Source organism: Burkholderia sp. AU33545, from assembly GCF_020419685.1.
In the GTDB taxonomy this organism is placed as follows: Bacteria; Pseudomonadota; Gammaproteobacteria; order Burkholderiales; family Burkholderiaceae; genus Burkholderia; species Burkholderia diffusa.
The window spans coordinates 184,395-202,794 of the sequence record NZ_JAIZRQ010000002.1 but is presented as its reverse complement, the minus strand read 5'-3'; the positions used below and the strand labels follow the sequence as shown (position 1 = coordinate 202,794).

The 18,400-nt window shown below is 62.4% G+C and carries 17 protein-coding genes; 6 read left to right on the top strand and 11 right to left on the bottom strand.

Features of this window, described 5'->3' with window-relative positions; genetic code table 11:
- Positions 1 to 10 precede the first annotated feature (10 nt).
- The 7 genes from arsA to LGM71_RS06765 form a co-directional block, all read right to left on the bottom strand.
- Positions 11 to 1,774 (bottom strand): arsenical pump-driving ATPase, encoded by a 1,764-nt coding sequence (gene arsA / locus LGM71_RS06795; protein WP_226114359.1) that lies wholly within the window; start codon positions 1,772 to 1,774, stop codon positions 11 to 13.
- Between the two features lie 9 nt (positions 1,775 to 1,783).
- Complete coding sequence (arsD, locus tag LGM71_RS06790) at positions 1,784 to 2,629, bottom strand: arsenite efflux transporter metallochaperone ArsD (protein ID WP_124903850.1); 846 nt, start codon at positions 2,627 to 2,629, stop codon at positions 1,784 to 1,786.
- Complete coding sequence (locus LGM71_RS06785; RefSeq protein WP_226114357.1) at positions 2,626 to 2,925, bottom strand: hypothetical protein; 300 nt, start codon at positions 2,923 to 2,925, stop codon at positions 2,626 to 2,628. The genes arsD and LGM71_RS06785 overlap by 4 nt, the downstream gene beginning before the upstream one ends.
- Before the next feature lie 669 nt (positions 2,926 to 3,594).
- The gene (locus LGM71_RS06780) at positions 3,595 to 5,133 is read right to left on the bottom strand and encodes an efflux transporter outer membrane subunit (RefSeq protein ID WP_226114356.1); all 1,539 of its coding nucleotides are present in this window, start codon (positions 5,131 to 5,133) and stop codon (positions 3,595 to 3,597) included.
- Positions 5,130 to 6,206, bottom strand: a complete 1,077-nt coding sequence (locus LGM71_RS06775; protein ID WP_124623168.1) for an HlyD family secretion protein — start codon at positions 6,204 to 6,206, stop codon at positions 5,130 to 5,132. The genes LGM71_RS06780 and LGM71_RS06775 overlap by 4 nt, the downstream gene beginning before the upstream one ends.
- 11 nt (positions 6,207 to 6,217) lie before the next feature.
- On the bottom strand, positions 6,218 to 7,843 hold the full coding sequence (locus LGM71_RS06770) for an MFS transporter (protein ID WP_226114354.1): 1,626 nt from the start codon (positions 7,841 to 7,843) through the stop codon (positions 6,218 to 6,220).
- Between the two features lie 52 nt (positions 7,844 to 7,895).
- Entirely contained in the window at positions 7,896 to 8,582 is a 687-nt protein-coding gene (locus LGM71_RS06765) for an antibiotic biosynthesis monooxygenase family protein (protein WP_226114763.1), read from the bottom strand.
- A 429-nt stretch (positions 8,583 to 9,011) separates the two neighbouring features.
- Between LGM71_RS06765 and LGM71_RS06760 the strand changes: the two genes are divergently transcribed.
- Entirely contained in the window at positions 9,012 to 9,944 is a 933-nt protein-coding gene (locus LGM71_RS06760) for a LysR family transcriptional regulator (RefSeq protein ID WP_124648323.1), read from the top strand.
- On the opposite strand, the gene mug is transcribed toward LGM71_RS06760, so the two are convergent.
- Together mug and LGM71_RS06750 are read right to left on the bottom strand one after the other, a co-directional pair.
- On the bottom strand, positions 9,905 to 10,435 hold the full coding sequence (mug, locus tag LGM71_RS06755) for a G/U mismatch-specific DNA glycosylase (RefSeq protein ID WP_059599029.1): 531 nt from the start codon (positions 10,433 to 10,435) through the stop codon (positions 9,905 to 9,907). The genes LGM71_RS06760 and mug overlap by 40 nt on opposite strands.
- Positions 10,432 to 11,463, bottom strand: coding sequence for a GlxA family transcriptional regulator (locus LGM71_RS06750; protein WP_059599028.1), 1,032 nt, complete (start codon positions 11,461 to 11,463; stop codon positions 10,432 to 10,434). Before LGM71_RS06750 ends, mug begins: the two co-directional genes overlap by 4 nt.
- 529 nt (positions 11,464 to 11,992) lie before the next feature.
- Between LGM71_RS06750 and LGM71_RS06745 the strand changes: the two genes are divergently transcribed.
- From LGM71_RS06745 to LGM71_RS06730, 4 genes are all read left to right on the top strand, one after another.
- Positions 11,993 to 12,547 carry a DJ-1/PfpI family protein gene (locus tag LGM71_RS06745; protein ID WP_264160388.1) on the top strand — a complete coding sequence of 185 codons (555 nt, stop codon included), beginning with the start codon at positions 11,993 to 11,995 and terminating at the stop codon, positions 12,545 to 12,547.
- A gap of 368 nt (positions 12,548 to 12,915) precedes the next feature.
- The gene (gene ilvB / locus LGM71_RS06740) at positions 12,916 to 14,781 is read left to right on the top strand and encodes a biosynthetic-type acetolactate synthase large subunit (RefSeq protein WP_226114351.1); all 1,866 of its coding nucleotides are present in this window, start codon (positions 12,916 to 12,918) and stop codon (positions 14,779 to 14,781) included.
- A gap of 137 nt (positions 14,782 to 14,918) precedes the next feature.
- Positions 14,919 to 15,218, top strand: a complete 300-nt coding sequence (locus tag LGM71_RS06735) for an ArsR/SmtB family transcription factor (RefSeq protein ID WP_082728813.1) — start codon at positions 14,919 to 14,921, stop codon at positions 15,216 to 15,218.
- A 254-nt stretch (positions 15,219 to 15,472) separates the two neighbouring features.
- Complete coding sequence (locus LGM71_RS06730; protein WP_226114349.1) at positions 15,473 to 16,120, top strand: hypothetical protein; 648 nt, start codon at positions 15,473 to 15,475, stop codon at positions 16,118 to 16,120.
- A gap of 149 nt (positions 16,121 to 16,269) precedes the next feature.
- On the opposite strand, the gene LGM71_RS06725 is transcribed toward LGM71_RS06730, so the two are convergent.
- The gene (locus tag LGM71_RS06725) at positions 16,270 to 16,647 is read right to left on the bottom strand and encodes a winged helix-turn-helix transcriptional regulator (RefSeq protein ID WP_226114348.1); all 378 of its coding nucleotides are present in this window, start codon (positions 16,645 to 16,647) and stop codon (positions 16,270 to 16,272) included.
- Positions 16,648 to 16,758: 111 nt separating this feature from the next.
- Between LGM71_RS06725 and LGM71_RS06720 the strand changes: the two genes are divergently transcribed.
- Complete coding sequence (locus LGM71_RS06720; protein ID WP_226114347.1) at positions 16,759 to 17,520, top strand: NADPH-dependent F420 reductase; 762 nt, start codon at positions 16,759 to 16,761, stop codon at positions 17,518 to 17,520.
- A gap of 304 nt (positions 17,521 to 17,824) precedes the next feature.
- On the opposite strand, the gene LGM71_RS06715 is transcribed toward LGM71_RS06720, so the two are convergent.
- Positions 17,825 to 18,265 carry an acetyltransferase gene (locus LGM71_RS06715; RefSeq protein ID WP_226114346.1) on the bottom strand — a complete coding sequence of 147 codons (441 nt, stop codon included), beginning with the start codon at positions 18,263 to 18,265 and terminating at the stop codon, positions 17,825 to 17,827.
- Between the last annotated feature and the right edge of the window lie 135 nt (positions 18,266 to 18,400).

The following is an 18,400-nucleotide window of genomic DNA, read 5'->3' as shown; positions in this document are numbered from 1 at the left end:
GTGCACTGCACTACGTGGCCACCCGCGACGTAATCACGTGCTCGAGGCCAGCTGGCCCGACCGGTGCCTCGGCGAGCCACGGAATGAGTGCGGTGCGCTGGGCCAGATCGTCCGCCACGCGGCGGACGAACGGCACCTCGTAAGTGCCCCGCTGGCACAGCATCGGGTCGGTCGTGCCACTCGCCAGCAACGACTGGTTGATGACCCACGCGTACGGCGTAATTCCCGCGCGCGCGAGGTCGGCGCTCAGGCGTTCCGCTTCGTGAACCGGCGTGGCTTCCGGCAACGTGACGATCAGGATGCGGCTGTAATCCGGGTCCCGCAGGCGCGGCAGCAGTTGACGGACCGACTCCGGCATGTCGCCTTGTGTGCGCATCACTTCGCGGTGATAGGCCTCGGCAGCGTCCAGTAGCAGAATGGTGTGCCCGGTCGGCGCGGTGTCAAGCACCACGAAGCCGGACTTGCCTTGATCGACCGTGCGCGCGAAGGCCCTGAAGACGGCGATTTCCTCCGTGCAGGGCGAGCGCAGATCTTCCTCGAGCATCGCCCGGCCGCCCGCATCGAGGTGCGATGCCGCTTTGGCCAGCACCTCCTCGGTGTACTGCTGCACTTCGCGCGCCGGGTCGATGCGTGTGACGCTCAGGCGAGGCACGACGCCATCGACGGTGGCGGCCACGTGCGAGGCCGGATCGGTGGTCGAGAGGATCACGTCGTGTCCGCGCCCGGCCAACGCAACTGCGATCGCGGCTGCTACCGTGGTCTTGCCCACGCCGCCTTTACCCATCGTCATGATCACGCCGCGGCCCGCGGCCGACAACTCGTCTACCAGGCCGCCCAGGCCCGGCGGCAAGGCGGTGTCGGGCATCCGGTGTTCGCTCGGCATGCGCACGCGTTCGGGATGCGCCATGTCGCGCAGCGCATCCAGCCCGACCGTGCCGCGCGGCAGAAACGGAATGCGCGTCTGCGGCAAGCCCGCCAGTTCGTGCGGCATGTCGGCCAGTGCCTGTTGCGCACGCCGGGTCATGGCGGTCGCAATCGCGTCGTCGTTACGATCTGTGTAGAAGAGTCCGTTGATCGCCAGCACCTGGTTGCAGATGCCGAGGTCGGCCAGTTCGTGCCGCGTGCGATTCGCTTCGCGCAGTGCTGCGACTTCGGGCCGGCTCACCAGCACGACGGTGGTCTGGGCTGCGCTCGAGAGCCGTTCGACGGTTGCCGCGTAGAGCGCTTTCTGCTTCTCCAGTCCGGCCAACGGTCCGAGGCACGAGGCGCCCCCCGTCGACGACGAGATGAACTCGTTCCACGCCGAAGGCAGCGTCAACAGGCGCAGCGTGTGGCCGGTCGGGGCGGTGTCGAAAATCACGTGATCGAAATCGGCCGTTGCGGCGGGGTCGCCGAGCAGTTTGGAGAATTCGTCGAAGGCAGCAATCTCGACCGTACACGCCCCGGAAAACTGCTCTTCCATGTTGCGGATCGCCGCGGCCGGCAAGACGCCGCGATACGGTTCGACCATGCGTTCCCGGTAGGTCTGCGCGGCCGCTTCCGGATCGATGTTCAACGCGAACAGGCCCGGCGCGCCCGGCACCGCGGTCGGCAACTGACTCAGGCGGACGCCGAGCACCTCGTCGAGATTGGAGGCCGGGTCCGTGCTGACGATGAGCACCCGCTTGCCGGCATCGGCCATGGCAAGGCCCGTGGCACAGGAAAGCGATGTCTTGCCGACGCCGCCTTTTCCGGTGAAGAAGAGATATCGGGTCTGCGTTTCAGGAAGGGACATGAGTGCTCCTTAGCAGCAGCCCGAGCCCGGCGAACAGCAGCTGCCGGCCTTGATATGAGGCTTTTCCTCCGTCGTCAGCGCAATGCCGAGTTTCTGCGCAAGCTGCTGGCGCGACGGATACATCCCCGTCGAGACGATATGGCCGTCGACCACGAGGATCGGCAGCCGCTCCATGCCGGCTTCCATTTCCTTGACCACCGCGGCGTTGGCGGCGAACGCCTGCGGCGCGTGGCCCAGGTTGTAGCGGGCCACCGTCACGCCGTGCGCCTCGACCCACTTCAGATCGGCGGCGAATTGCGCCAGTACGGGGTCGACGTCTACGCCGCAAACGCCGGTCGAGCAACACATGGCGGGATCGAACACTTCGAGATTCTTCATGGCAGGCACCTTGGAGCAATTGGAATTCAGCGACTTCCACAAGCTCGGATGCGTCTGCGGACAAAGATGCGTGAATTCGGGCAGACCGCGGATCGCTTCGGGAATGAGGGTTCGCTCAATGCGTGTGAATCCGCGGCGCGCAAAAAAATTGAGGGCGGATTCATCGTTCGGAATAAGGTATAGCGCGCGCAGTGATCGCGTTTGCGCCAGCGCAATGGATGCGTCGATAAGTCGGCCACCCAGACCGGATGCGCGCAGCCGCGGGTGAACGGCGACCGAACGCAAAAGGGCCGCATCGCCAACTTGCTCCAGCCCGGCCACCCCGACGATCCCGGCGTCCCGTACGGCGACGTGGAAGCCGTCGAGGCTTTGCGCCGTGAGGTCGCTCGCGGGTAGCCCGCACAGGTCCAGCAACGCAAGGATGCCGCCGAAGTCTGTGGCGACTGCCGGGCGAATCTCATCAACGGGCGTGCTCATGCCAATTCTCCCTTACGTTCACGGTGTGTAAGTGGCTGCCGGATGATCAAGGTGATTTTTGTGCGGAGGCTGCCAGTGTAGTCCCGCGTGGTAACGGCAAACACCGGGTCGTAGAGGGGCGCCGGCGTCGCGGCGAAAAGGGAGACGGCGTAGCAGATGGTTCCCCACGAGACAAGCTGGGCGATTGCCAGCGCCCATGTCACGGTGTTGTCGTTCTCGTTGCGACGGGGAGCGAAGGCCGGCATGCGGTCAATCCGTTTCCAGAGTTTGTCGATTTCCCGATCGATATCTTTCACGTCAGGCTCTCCGTTCTGTCATAGACCATCTGGCTCGACCATTGTGGTGCCTCAGCTTGCAGAGTGGCGACGGTACGCGTCTTGACGCACGTCAAGGAGGACCGGACTGCCCTTGCCATCATGGAAAGCCGTCTTCAGTGCGACCAGAACAGTGCGGGGACCGACTACCGACGTATGCGCAAGAGCACTACACCGGACAACATCGCTCTTCGTAAAAGTGAGGTGACGGTCATCTGCGATGTGACCGTGCGGACGTCCCCTTATAGGCCCAAAGCCGTCATCGGCCTCAGTGCTTGCAGAAGGACGGATTTGGGTCGGCAGCGATCAGTTGCTTTTGACCGCAACCGGCCATATCCGGCCATTGGCATCAGCCGCATCAAGGGCTGCTCTTCGATCGAAAGCAGACGTCTCCGCTTGAACGGTGATTGGCCATAACGGTTCTACATTCTATCGATACGCTGCACCACGTGCGGCAAGATAGGTGCCATTTTGAGATTGATGCGCGGCTTAAGCATCTTGTCGACGACGCGTCAACCGGCGCCACTCTCGCTGCACGCGAGTCGTCTCTGTTAGAGGCGTCGGGATAGAAGTGAACGCAACACTTTGAGATAAACGACACAACCGGATGCGAACGCAGAACAAGCGGAACCTGTCCACCTGAGCGCTTTGTCAGCGATTAGCGTCCCGAATCGAGTATGTGGATTCCCAGCCGCCACCGAGCGCCTTGCACAGCGTGACGAGGTTAGTGTCGGCGGTTGCCTTGCTCTGCTCGAGATTGCTCTGCGCCGCCACCAGCTGCTTCTGCACGTTCAGTACGTCGAGGTAATCGACCGCGCCAGCTTTGTACCGTTGCTGTGCGATCGCGAGCGCGCGCTGGTTCAGCGTTACCACGGATACGAGCCGATCGCGCCGGCGCTGTTCGGCAGCGTAGACGACAAGCGCGTCGTCCACCTCCCGCCATGCCTCGAGTACGGTACGTTGGTAGTTGATCGCAGCCTCCTGTTGTTGCGCTTCACGCAGGTGGAGCATTCCCTTGAGACGCCCGCCCTCGAAGATCGGAAGTGTAATCGACGGTCCGATCACGAACTGGCCCGATGCCCAGTTGGCGAGGCTCGACAGCTGCAGGCTCTGGAATCCCGCGCTGCCGTTCAACGAAATGCGCGGATAGAAGTCGGCCTTCGCCATTCCGATCGACGCCGTCGCGGCATGCAACTGTGCCTCCGCTCGCCGGATATCCGGTCTGCGCTGCACGAGTTCGGACGGAAATCCGATCGGCACCTGCTCGGGGAGCGGCGGAACGTCGCGAGACTCGCCGAACGCATGCCGCAGCGCCCCCGGCTCCTGGGCGAGCAACACGCCAATCGCGTTGATCGTCGTCTCGCCTTTCGCTTCGAGCGTCGGAATCAGGCTTTCAATCGATTCGGCCTGTGCTGACGCATTTGCGACGTCCAGCTCCGTCGTGACCCCTTCGCGTACGCGAACTTGCGCGAGGTTTACCGCGTCCCGGGCAATCTCGAGGTTCTGCCGCGCGATACGAAGCTGAGACTGCGTATCGCGCAACTCGATATAGTCGCGCGCAAGCTCGGCCCGGACCGACAGCAGCACCGCATTGCGGTCCTCGTATGACGCGTCGCTCAATGCGGTCGCCGCTTCGACGCCACGTCGAACCCGGCCCCAGATGTCGATCTCCCACGACGCATCGAAGCCCGACTGATACAGATTGTAGGCCGGCGAACCTTTGGACCCCGGCAATGCTGCCACGCCGACCGGCGAGGTTCCCGATGCCGATTGCGGTTGCGTCTGTGTCGGCGTGACGCCAAGCAACGACAATATCCCGTTCTCGCTTCCACGCTCGCGGTCATACGATGCAGCGCCGACGATGGAAGGAAGTTCCGCGGCACCGGCGACCCGCTGTTGCGCACGGCTCTGGCGCAGGCGCGCCGACGCCACCGCCACGTCCAGGTTCGCGTCGGCGAGCTGCTTTTCCAGCGAGTCGAGCACCGGATCGCCGAAGAGCGTCCACCAATCTGCATTGAATTGCGATTCGACGGTCTTGCTCGATGCTTGCGCCGCTTCCGTGCGGCTGAAGACATCGGGGGTCGAGGTTTTCGGACGCTCGAAGTCCGGACCCAACGTGCATCCCGCCATCACGAGACACGCGAGTATCGCCAGTACCGTCTCGCGGACGGAGAATTCGTTCGTATTCATTTCCCGTTCCCTCCCGCCGTCGGCGCATCGCGATGCTTGCCAACAGCTACCTCCGCTTCGACGGAAAGCCCGACGCTCAGTGCGGACGCTGCCTGCTGTCCGCGGTCGATCGTGATCTTGACCGGTACGCGTTGCACGACTTTGGTGAAATTGCCCGTCGCGTTGTCGGGCGCGATGGGCGCGAAGCTTACGCCGGTCGCGGGCGCGAGACCGTCCACGTGACCTCGAATCACCACGCCCGGAAAGCTGTCGACCTTGATGCGTACGCCGGCACCGCGCCGCATGTTGGTAATCTGGTTTTCCTGAAAGTTGGCCACGACATACGCGTCCCGGAGCGGAACGATCGCGAGAATCGCCGCGCCGGGCGTCACGAACGCGCCCACACGCGCGGAACGTCGCCCGATCTTGCCGTCGACCGGTGCGCGGATCTCGCTATAGGACAGGTTGAGCGTCGCCTGTTCCAGTGCCGCCTCGGCACGCGCCAGTGCCCCTGCCGCCTTGTCGCGCCCGGCGCGCAGGACGTCGAGGTTCTGCTCGGTCGCCGTCAACACGGCCCGATCGCGCGCTTGCTGTGCAAGCTGCTCGGCAAGCGTCGTCGCAGCATGCTGCTGCTCCTGTGCCGTCCCTGCACCAGCTTCCGAGAGATTCTGGTAGCGCGATGCATTGGCCCGCGCAAACGCGATACTGGCATCGTCGGACCGCAGCGTCGCGCGCGCCTGCTCGACGAGCGACGGCTGCCGTGCGATCTCGGCGTCGAAATTGGCCACGGACGCCTTGGCCGCGACCACATCCGCCTGGGCACTCAGCAATGCTGCGCGGAAGTCGCGATCGTCGATGCGTACCAGCAACTGGCCGGCCTTCACCGACTCGTTGTCGTCCACCAGGACATCGGAAATCTGGCCGGCGACGCGTGGCGCCACGAGCGTGAAGTCGGCTTGCACGTAGGCGTCGTTCGTGGATTCGGTTTCGGGTGCGGAAACGAGCCGTGCGCAGCCCCATACGGCCATGCCTGCCGCGACCAGGGATGCGGCAACGTAAGTGGTCTTGAACGGAAAACGGGTGGCGGTCGACATGATTTCGTCCATCAACGGGAAGGAGGCGGCGTAATGGTCCACGGCGGATAGATCCGCACGGGCAACACCGGAACAAGGAAAAGAAGTGCAACGGCGACGCCCGCCATCACGCGATAAAGATCGGCCGACGTCAGCACGAACGCCTGCTCGTGGACTCGGTGCGCAAGTTCGCCGAAATCATGAAGGCTGTCGATGCTCTGGTCCGTCATCGCCATGTGGTTGCCCAGGCGGTCCACCAGCACGTTCGAATGGAAGCGTTCGCGAGCGGTACCGACACCTTCGATCAGCGCAGTCGCCGCAGCGGCGGAGAACGTCTTCAGCGAATTGAACATGGCCGACGCGAACGGGCCCTCGGTCGGCGGCAAGCCCGTCGTCACGCCCATCAGGATCGACAGGATCACCATCGGCTGGGCCGCGATCTGTAACGACTGAAGCAGGTAGAAGTTGTCGCGAATCCACTCGGACGTCATCACGCTGCCCATCGCGCAGGTCGTTGCCATGAGGGCAAGGCCGATACCGAGCACCCAGCGGCGATCGATCTGCCTAAGGTTCAGCACGGCGGCGGTCAACGGCAGCGTGATCAGCAGCGGAAGCGCGACCAGCAGCGACAGCGGAGCCGTCTGCAGCGCTCTGTAGGCGTGAACCTTCGCGAGATACTGTCCCGGTATCGCAGCAACGCCGACCAGCAGCACCACAGCGCCCGTGAGCGTGAGGAGGCCGTGCGCGAAGTTGCGGCGGCCGAGCATCTGCAGCTTGAAAAAGGGCAGCGGGTGAAACCATTCGTTGACGAAAAACACCGCAAGCAGGAGCGCCCCGCCGGAAAACATCGCGCAGACGAAGCCGGAATTCAGCCAGTCGAGGCGATCGCCTTGCAGAAGACCGATCACGAGCATCGCCACGCCGGGAAAGCCGGTGAGGAATCCGATCCAGTTGAACGAACCGAACCGTTCGAGTTTCAGCGGATCGGCCGGAAGGCCGAACTGAATCGCCACACAGCTGCCGATCCCGAGCGGCACGATCTGAAGAAAGGCCATGCGCCAGCTGACATACTCCGTCCACAACGCAGCCAGCGGCGTGCCGAGCGCGGGCCCGAACGTCGCGGTCAGCGCGTAGCCTGCTAGCCCGTACAACTTTACCTTGGGCGGCAGATAGCGCAGCGCGACGATGATCAGCATCGGCGGCAGGCAGCCGCCCGCCACGCCCTGCAGCACGCGCAGCACGTAAAGCGCGGGCAGGGTCGGCGCGATCGGGCAAAGCATGCCGAAGATCAACGTGGCGACGACGGCGCCGATCGTGAATCGCTTCAGCGTGAAGGTCATGCCAAACCACGGGGCGAACACCATCGTCGCCACGTTGGCGGCTTCGAACAGCGCGGTCAGCCACGTCCCGTCGTCATGTCCGATCGACAGTGCGCCTTGAATGTCGGCCATCGCCGCTGCGGTGACTTGTTCGTTGAGTATCGCCAGCAACGACGCGAACAGCATTCCGGTCAGGCCGATAGCGACACGCGGCGACAATGCAGCGTGACCGGAGCCTGTTTGCACCGGCGTCTGCGTGCTCCGCACCGGCGCGTGCGCCGGTGCGGGTACGCCGAGCGGCTCGCTCGTTCCGGTCGTCGAAGGGTTGGCGGAACTCATAGGATCCCTTGGCTACTGAGATTGGAGAAATGACGGCATGGGCGCGACGCCGTCAGCGTGCGCCCGGTTCATGGCGACGCGCTTCGTCGAAGTACTGCGGCGCTTCCCGGCGATCGAACATGCCGTACTCCCGCACGATGCGGATATGCCGAACGCGCGTATCGGAACGCAGATTCGCTCCGCGTTCGAACGCGGCGGCGGCAGCTTGGTCGCGCCAGGTCGCGACGACGATCACATCGCCGGGCGTCAACAGCGCGTCGAATGCGTCCCATGCAACGAGGCCGTGCGCCTGCGTGTCGAGCCCCAACCATCCGGCAACCGCTCGCGGACTTGCCTGCCTGGGCCAGTCCGGCGCGCACGTCGCGTCCAGCAGCGTGACGGCCGTGCCTGCGCCGACCTCGGTCACGTCGAGGCGCTGTTCCTGCAGGACCTGGCCTGCCGGAACACACGTATCGGCCACGACCTGGCCGATGCGCAGCTGGTAGTCGGAAAATATGCGATCGCGCGCGACCTGCTGAATGGTGTGGTGCTTCGTCGAGGTTCGCCAGCGCACCAGCGACTTCTCGTCGCGCCAGCTCGACAGCGACAGAAGCCATCCGTCCCGGGTCAGGCTTCCATAGCGCGTGTTGTCGACGAACCCGTCGATCTTCTCGAGTTCGGGCCGAAGCATCTTCGCCATGCCGAGATAGGCATCGAACTGTTCCGGTATCGGCTTGACTTCAAGCATTGCAGCAAACATGGCGGACTCCTTCATTCGGTTAGCGATACGACGCAATGCGCAATGCGCGCGGCGCCTTTGATGCGGGCCGGTATCGTCGTGCTGTCGCAGCCACGCGGTGATGGAGTTCATTGTCGGAGATGAAGTGGCGCTCTCATAGCGCGGGCAGTTTCGGTTTTGGGCCAATGAGTGAGCGAATTGCGCCACGGCCGCAATGGACGTCTTCATTACCTGCACGACCAGAAAGACGCTGTTGCCGTCCGGCCGGCACGACCGGCATCGGCGAACCGCGAGTGGCACGATCGACATGCTTCATGCCGAATGAAAATGGATCGATTGCGGCCATCCTGACGCGCTTTTGGGTCACCCGAACGTGTGAAAGCTCGACGTGCAGCATCGCGCGCATACAATCGCGACGTAGGGATTCAATCGACCGCGTCGGGAGGCGGAATGGACAAGTTGCGCGAGATGGAAGTCTTTGTGGCCGTCGTCGACCGCGGCAGCTTCACCGCCGCATCGGAGAAGCTCGGCTTGTCGACGGCAGCGGTTTCGCGGGCGGTGCATTCGCTCGAAACCCGAATCGGCACGCAACTGCTGGCGCGCACGACGCGCTCGGTGCGGGCGACGGACGCGGGCACAATCTACGCCGATGCGTGCCGCAAGGTGCTGGACGTGATCACGGACGCGGAGGTGAATATCGCCACGGATCATGAAAACCCCGTGGGCACGCTGACCATTTCAGCCCCGGTGCTGTTCGGCCAGCGATTCATCGCGCCGCTGGTGAATGCATTCGTATTGCGTTATCCCGATGTCGACGTCAACGCCGTGTATGTCGACCGGACCACGCGGCTGCTCGAGGAGGGTGTCGATATTGCCATCCGGATCGGCCACTTGGGCGACTCTTCGGTATTCGCGCTTCCGTTGGGTGTCGTTCGGCGGCGAACGTATGCAGCGCCTGCCTATCTCGCTGCGCACGGAGAACCCGCGCATCCGCGCGACCTGCTCCATCACGACTGCGTGTCATGCACCGGCGTGTCGCTTCCGCTCGAGTGGGTGTTTCACGACAACGGTTCGCGAGTGCCCGTTCGACTTCGGCCGCGGATGATCGTCGATCTGGTTCCCGCCGCCGTTCTGGCTGCCGTCGATTGCGTGGGCGTGACCCAGCTCTTGTCGTATCAGGCTGCCCCGGAGGTGCGCGACGGCAGGCTTCGGCCAATCCTGACGGCGTTCGAGCACGAGCCGATTCCCGTAAGCCTGCTCCATGTCGAGCGGCGAGGCGCGAGCGGGAAGGTCCGGGCCTTCGTGGATTTCGTTACCCACACGCTGCGCAACAATGCAGAACTTCAGGGCACGGACGTGATCGCGACACGGAGCTCGCGGTAGGCGGCCACCAGCGAATCGAGGTCGAACGCGCGGTTCAGGCCGCTCGGATTCGGCAGCACCCATACACGCGCACCGCCGAACGTATCGGATTGCGCGCCCCACTGGATGTCGCGCTTGCCGGACATCGCCGCAAGGGCGGTCTTGCCGAGAAACGCGACGTACCGCGGCGCATGGTATTGGATCTTCCGCTCGAATCCCGATGCGGCCGCTTCGAACTCCGATCGCGACAATTCGGCGGCACGGGCCGTCGCACGCGAAACGGCGGTGGTGAGCCCGCAACCATATCGAAGCAGCGTGCGATCGTCATCGGGACGAATCCGTTCGGGCGAAAAACCGGCCAGGTGAACGACGCGCCAGAATCGGTTGCTTGCGTTCGAGAAATGATGGCCCGCCGAGGCCGAACCGAGCCCTGGGTTGATGCCGCAAAAGATCACCGACAACCCGCGTTCGAGAATGTCCGAGAGCGGCTGAACCGGATTGGCGTGACTCACGGATGCAATTGCCGTTGCGAATGCGAACCGGCCGCGTCTCCCGCACCGGCCTGCGCGTGCCGATTCGAATCGGCCGTGCTCCTGAACCGTTGCCGGTACTGTTGCGGCGTGACGTTGAGCCGCCGCGCGAACGTCGCGCGCATGTGCGTGGCACTGTGGAAGCCGCATTTGAACGCGACGGTCTTGAGCGGTGCATCCGACGTTTCGAGCAATGTCCTCGCGGTATCGACGCGAATCTGTTCGACGAACGCGGACGGCGTCACCTTTGCATGCTTGGCGAACAGCCGCGAGAAGGTCCGGCGGCTCACCGACACGGCGCTCGCGAGCTGCTCGATCGACAGTGTATCGGCGATGTGGTCGGTCACGTACTGGTGGACCTTGCCGATGATCGGGTCCTCGTCCTTGCCGGCCGAAATGAACGGACTGTACTGCGACTGCCCGCCTTCGCGCTGAATATAGACGACCAGTTGCTTCGCGATGCGTACGGCCATCTCGTGTCCCCAGTCTTCCGATACGAATGACAGGCAAAGATCGATGCCTGCCGTCACGCCGGCGGACGTAAACAGTCGCCCGTCCCGGATGAAGATGCTGTCGGGTTTTACGCTGGCCAGCGGAAACTCGTTTGCGAGGCGCGCTGCAACCGCCCAGTGCGTCGTCACGGCCTTGCCGTCGATCAGGCCCGCATGGCCGAGCAGAAACGTTCCGTTGCACACGGAGCCGAATCGCGTCGCGCCCCGTGCCTGGCACTGCAGCCAGCCGAGGACGTCGCCGGAGGGGCAGGCGTCCGGCAATTGCGGGCCGCCCGCGACCAGTATCAGGTCATATTGCGCGTCGAGATCCCCGAAGCCGAACTGAACGGACAACTGCATTCCGTTCGAACACGTCACGGTGCCGGCCCTCTTTCCGACGAGGGAAACCTCATACCTCTGATGAACAGGAAGATACGTGTTGGCTTCCGCAAATACGTCCAGTGGGCCTGCGACATCCAACGCCTGCACACCATCGAAGACGACAATGGCGACTTTCATTCCTGACCTTCAGCAAATAAGAGCCCGCTCGCGCGGAGGCACCACGTACCGCGACTGCTGCATCGCGTTTCGAGCCGGCGCGGCGACCTGGTGACGAGCGTTGCGCCAGATTACCGCAACGGACGGACCGCGTGGACACACGGTCCGGTAATTGACTTTTGCGGCGCAGGAAGAAGGCTGAATGTAAGCCGTGCCGGCGTGCTCCGACGTTTGTGGAGCGGTAGCAGTGTGTCGGGCGCCGAAACCGGCGACGCGACGTGGCCGAAATCTCGCCGCGATTGGCCGCGCAAGGTTGCATGTCCGGGTTTCCGCTCCCGCTCCGCCTGACTAGACTGGGTTCGGCAACGCGCGAGGCAACGACGCCGCCGAAGATGGGCACGGAACCGAATCGTCGTATCGCTCGCAACGCGTCACGTGGCGCCGCTGTTTCGAAGGAACGACGCGGCCCGTCTGCGACCGGTATCGGCGTCGAAAGCGTGGCCTCGCCCGGAATACGTTTGCGGAGGAATGTGTCATGGATGTCGGAATCATGCTGTATGCCGGCTTTCGGCTGCTCGAGGCAAGCGGTCCAATGGATGTTTTTCAGGAAGCGAATCGCCAGTGCGGCCGGATCGTCTACGAACAGCACCTCGTCGGACCGGTGCCCGGGCCCGTCGTCTGTTCGAACGGAACCGCGGTGGGCACGACAGCGTGCCTGGCGGACGCGGCCGCATCATTCGACATCGTCGTGATACCCGGTTCTCCGTTCGACGGTCCGGAGCGAGAGCATCGTGCGCTCGTGGACTGGCTTCACGAAACCGGATGTCACGTGCGGAAGCTCGCGACGGTATCCAACGGAGCGTTTCTGCTCGCACGTGCCGGCCTTGCCGATCGTCGCTGGCTGGTCACGCATCCGTGCGGCGGACAGCGTCTTGCCGACGAGCATTCGCAGGTGAACGTCGTCGCCGGTCAGCATTGCGTGAAGGACGGCAACGTCTATTCGGCGGACGGCGTGCACGCCGGCATTCGCGTTGCCCTGGCGCTCGTCGGCGAGGATCTGGGCCAGCGCGTCGTCGAGCGCATTGCCAGAAGATTGTTGGCGTAACCGCACTGAAGTGGCGCACGAGCGGGCGCCATCGGTCACGCGCGCTCGGTCCGGGACATCGCGTCGATGAGCAGGCGCATCGCGTCGCAACCCGCCGTGGCCCGGAAAGCGCTCATTTTGGCCTGCAAGCGCGGTTCGTCCGCGCACCGACGGCTTCGATCGTTGGCAGAATGATCTCGACTCCTTCGCAATTCTTTCATGTGTGCGCGCACGAACGTGCGCGATGAGTCGGGCCTGATACAACGAGTCCGTTGGAACGATCGTCCGTGAACGGGTTTGGAACGCACGCTGTTCTCGAGTTGGAAGGCAAATCATTCATCGTCATCGGTCGCCGACGCGGTCGGCGCCCATTTCCCTACGAGGCAGTCATGTCCCGGAATCCCGCTGTTACGTCGCAGATTCTTCCGCCACCTGCTCACGCCGGCGAACTGATGTCCGGCGCGGACATCATCCTGCGGGTGCTCGCCGAACAGGGCGTCGATACGCTGTTTGGATACAGCGGCGGTGCAATCCTGCCCACATACGACGCCGTGTTTCGTTTCAACGAATTGCACAAGGCAAGCCCCAAGCGCCAGATCCGGTTCGTCGTTCCTGCGAACGAGCAGGCTGCAGGCTTCATGGCTGCCGGCTACGCGCGTGCCAGCGGAAAAGTGGGCGTGTTCATGGTGACGTCCGGCCCGGGCGCGACGAATGCGGTCACGCCGATCGCCGACTGCAACGGGGATTCGGTTCCTGTCGTCCTGATCTGCGGACAGGTTCCGCGCGCAATGGTCGGCACCGATGCGTTTCAGGAAGCGCCGGTCTTCAACATCATGTCGGCGTGCGCAAAGCAGGTATTTCTCGTCACCGATCCGGCGAAGCTGGAGCAGACGCTGCGAAGCGCATTCGAAATCGCTCGCACCGGCCGTCCGGGACCGGTGGTCGTCGACGTGCCTAAGGACGTTCAGAACTGGGTGGGACCTTATCTCGGCCACGGTACATTGCAGTTTCGCGGGTACTCGGATCGACTTCGAATGGTGGCAAAAGGCGCCCGTCTGGACGACGACAAGCGTGCGGCATTCTTCGACCTGCTGGCGCAGAGCCGGCGCCCGCTGCTCTATGCGGGCGGCGGCATTGTCGCAGCGGAAGCGGCAGGCGAGCTGCTGCGGTTTTCCGAGCGCTACAGGATCCCCGTCGTGACCACGCTGATGGGCATCGGCGCGATACCCGCACGATATGAGCTGGGGCTTGGCATGCTCGGCATGCATGGCACCGCCTGCGCGAACTACGCGGTCGAAGACTGCGATTTCCTGATCGCAGTGGGTGCCCGGTTCGACGATCGGGTCGTGGGCGGCCGCCCTGATCGATTCGCGCCACGCGCACGGCATGTGGCTCACATCGACATCGACGAGGCGGAAATCAACAAGGTCAAGCGGGCGCAGTGGAGTCACATCGGCAATGCGAAGGACGCGCTGCGGTCGTTGATGACGCATGACCGGATCGTGCAAAGCTCCGCGGACTGGCTAGATCGAGTCGCGGAACTCAAGCGCCGCCACGGGATGAATTTCGACCGGAACAAGTCAGCGATTCAGCCACAGTACGTGATCGAGAAACTCAGCGAGATGACGGGCGGGCGCGCGATCGTCACGACTGGAGTAGGCCAGCATCAGATGTGGGCCGCTCAGTATTTCGATTTCGTCGAGCCGCGCACCTTCCTCACATCGGGCAGCATGGGCACGATGGGCTTCGGGCTACCGGCTGCGATCGGTGCGCAGTTGGCGAGGCCGGATGCCCTGGTAATCGATATCGACGGTGACGGCAGCATCCGGATGAATGTCGGCGAACTCGAGACGGCGAGTACGTATGGTGTGCCCGTGAAGGTGCTGCTTCTCAACAACTGCGGCGACGGGATGATCCGGCAGTGGCAGCGGCTCTTCTTTGATGGACGGATGTTCGTGAGCGACAAGGCGCTTCATCGAAAGGACTTCGTGATGGCGGCTCGGGCCGATGGATTCGAATTCGCTTGCCGCGTCGATACAATCAGTGAATTGGAGGCCAAGCTTAGGGCGTTCATTGAATTTGAGGGGCCAGCCTTCCTCGACGTAAGGATCGACCCAGGTGCCGATGTGTTCCCAATGGTCGGGCCGGGTCAAAGCTATTCGACGATGGTCACGGGGCCCTTTATCGCGGCCCGAGCGGGCATTGAGCGTGGAGCGCACCACGAAGGCCCCCCGAACAGGACCGATATGTTCTGATGCTGCTGCACTCTGGCGCTGCGGCACATAACGCGTGCACGAACGTGAAGCAGAGCGGTCGGGGCGGAGCATATCGTATGCCAGCCCCCCGCATTGCTTCATATCGCCGACTTCTATCCCGATGCTGGTCGAACATCATGATTGACGAAAATCTGATTCATAAGGCGCTCGCAAACCCCTTGAGGCGCGAAATTCTGGCGTGGCTGAAAACGCCGGATCGAGGATTCGCGAGAGGAGTCGTCGACTTTCGTCATGGCGTGCCGTCGAATGCGATCCATGCACGTAGCGGTCTATCGCAGTCTACGGTATCTGCACATATCGCGACGTTGATTGACGCCGGGCTTCTCGTTTCGAACCGAGTGGGTCAGTGGATTTTTGTGTCTCGTAATGAAGAGGTAATACGCGCGTTCGGCAAGCATGTCTACTTGCATCTTTGACAAGTTCGTTGGCGCATCGCGGACAGACGAGTGTCTAACGTCGGCGGCTCTTATACATCTGTTTGCGGACGTTCCAGGCAAGTACACTGAAGATCCGCTTCGGGTCGATCTGCGTCGGTCGCGCGTCGCAGGGCGGCGGACGGCCGCGTTCGGTCACAAGCGGTCGGTCGACTTCAACGTCCAGATCGTTGACAATTGCGTATGGGTCTTTGGCCACTCCCAGTCACGAAATCGTATGAGGTGCCTAGTCATACATGAACTACCCTCCACTTGAACTTGGTGCTGTTTTCCAAACGGACTGGACAGAGCATCCTATTCGCGTGATCGCGTTTGATGCAGATGCGGTCATGTATGACGCTTGGTGGCCACACAAGCAAGCCTGGGGCATGGAGAACCTGTCCGGCACCTTTAGCTACTACCGCGTGCGACGCACCTTGTTCTTGTCACGAGCGCATTATCTGCGAACCGATGAATACACTGAGCTCGAGGCTAGCATTCACAGGCCAGATCTTCCCTTGGCCTACGCGCAGTTCGAATCGTTGAACTGGTATGACCAAAGGCCCGAATCTCTATCGCAACTGGCTCAACAGATCGCCCAAGCACGAGGCCATCAAAACCCGAGCGATGATGCTTCGCTTCTAAAAACATCAGCCATCTACCTCGCGCCTTTCGGTCCAAAGGGCAGCCAGAAGCCGCCGACGGTATGCTATGCGCAGGACGGCTATGCGTTCAACGAATCAGAAGTTCTATGGAACGCGTGGCAATTGCAGGCCGCGCACCTAGGTGATCGCCATCTCACGAGCGGCATCGGCATCTATCGTTTGGGGGTTCGGCGGCGCACCCCGACTTTCTATATCTGGGGTTCTTTGAGCCAGTTGAATGGAGGAACGAATAGCTCGTAAGAAAGGGGAGCCACGATTGCTCCTGTCGCTGCTCTGCGTCCCGCGAACGGCCGCTTCCGGGATAGCCCGATGGCTGCTTCGGGTCGATCTGCGACGGTCGCGCGCGCTGGGCTACGGACATTGGCGTGGCGGTAGTCTTGAGCGCGTCGTTACCCTGCCTCAGGGCTCCCCAATCGTTGTCGCCTCAGTTCGGCCCAGTCAATGAGCGCCTCCATTGACGGTCCGAGCGCAACTCCCATCTCGCTCAGCACATATTCGACCTTCGGGGGCACCTGAGGATACACGGTACGTTCGACGATACCGTCTCTCTCAAGCTGGCGAAGCTGTTGAATTAGCATCTTTTGATTGACGCCCTCGATCAGTCGCTCCAACTCGGAAAAGCGGACCGGTCCTTTGGCGGCAAAAAGCTGGCAGATGATGATGATCTTCCATTTTCCATCGAGCACCCGTAACGCCTCGGTGGTCGCGTTAGCCCATACGACGCGCTGCTGCGGATCATCGCAGTTCCATTGTCTGATTTTTCCCATACATACCTTTTGGTGCGTTACCCACTTTTCTGTAGGTTCTTGTCACTGTGGGGTGTACTACTTAGTATAAAGCCCGACAGCAACGACAAGTTCGAGAACAAGGGCAACATCATGGAAATCGGCATCATCGGTATCGGCAATATCGGCGTCACTCTTGCACGCCGTCTGAAGGCCGCGGGTCACAACATCCGCGTCGCGAACTCGAAGGGGCCGGCGGCGGTTGTGCATTTCGCAAACGAAATCGGCGCGACGGCGTGCGATGTCAAGGGGGCGATCGCACGAGCGGACGTGATTGTCCTGGCGATTCCACTACCCGCAATGACCAACCTGCCGGCCAACCTGTTCGACTCGGTTCCTTTACATGTTCCGGTGGTCGATACCAGCAACTACTATCCTGGCCTGCGCGACCCGAGGATCCCGGAAATCGACGCCGGGATGCCTGAGAGTGTATGGGTATCCCGACAGCTGCGCCGGCCAGTCATCAAGGCCTTCAACAACATTCTCGCGTATTCGCTGGCGCATCTCGGTCTGCCGGAAGGGTCGCCCGACCGTTTGGCGGTTGCTGTTGCGGGCGATGACGACGATGACAAGCAAACCATCATGGAATTGGTCAATCAAATCGGCTTCGATCCCGTCAATGCCGGTTCGCTGCAAGACTCGTGGCGCCAACAGCCGTCGACGCCTGCCTACTGCTGCGATTACGGTGCGCAGATGATGCGCAAAGGCCTAGCTGCTGCGATCAAGGAAGAAGCCGCTGTGAAGCGAGATCGGATGCCGGAGCTTTTCGCGAAGCTCGGCCCGACTCCCAGCCATGACGAAGTCGTTGCGATGAACCGAGCTGCGAACGCCGTGGCAGGCTTCTCGTCGCGGTAGGTGATTGGCAACACACCTGATTGTTCAGGAAGGCACCGCTGATCTCACTGTTTCTGCGCACAAGCGACTGGCATGTCGGGGCCATTGCCGCCTGCGCCGTATTGCAATCGATCGAGGACCGTGGCCGCGTAACGCGAAGGCGTGTCATCGCCAACCCGCCCATCGTTACGGGCGGGCGTACGGCCGCTTGACTCGGCGCACGTGTGCGAAGCGGTCGGGCGAATAGAACGGCTCCTATGGGTCGATCGGCGCCGGTCGCGCGTTGCAGGGCGGCGGCCGGCCGGGTTCGGCCATGAGCAGACACTTAGACGCCGATGTACTCCAAGTGAATGAGTGGATATGGTCTTCCCTGTCCATCCAGTGGAGAACGGCCCGTCCGTTTGAAACCCATTTTTTCGTAAAAACCAACGGCTTGACCGTTCTGCTCATTGACATCGGTTGTCATTTTGGGGTGAAGCTTCAGGCCATGACGGACTAGGGCTGCACCAATGCCAGTCCCTCGGCAGGCTGGATCAACGAACAGTGCCTCCATGTGGCCGTTGTCGATGAGCATGAACGCCTGGGCGTAATCATTGGCATCCACTGCCAACCAGAGCGGAGCTTTCGGGAGGAAGTCACAGACCAAATCATCAATGGCTTTGCGGTCCTCGGGGGACAGGAAATCATGTGTAGCGTCGACTGCACGGCGCCAAATTTCAAAGGCACGAGCGCCTTCCTCGGGACGGGAATTTCGAATAGTAATCATTGTTTGATTATAAGCACTGCGAGGCTTGGAGGCTGAATCTGGTTCAGAGAGGCCCGCCTAGGAAGGGCCTCGACCTGTCGTCAGAATGACCGCAACGGGTTGCGCCGGTCGCGTGCGCTGGGCGGCGGCCGGCCG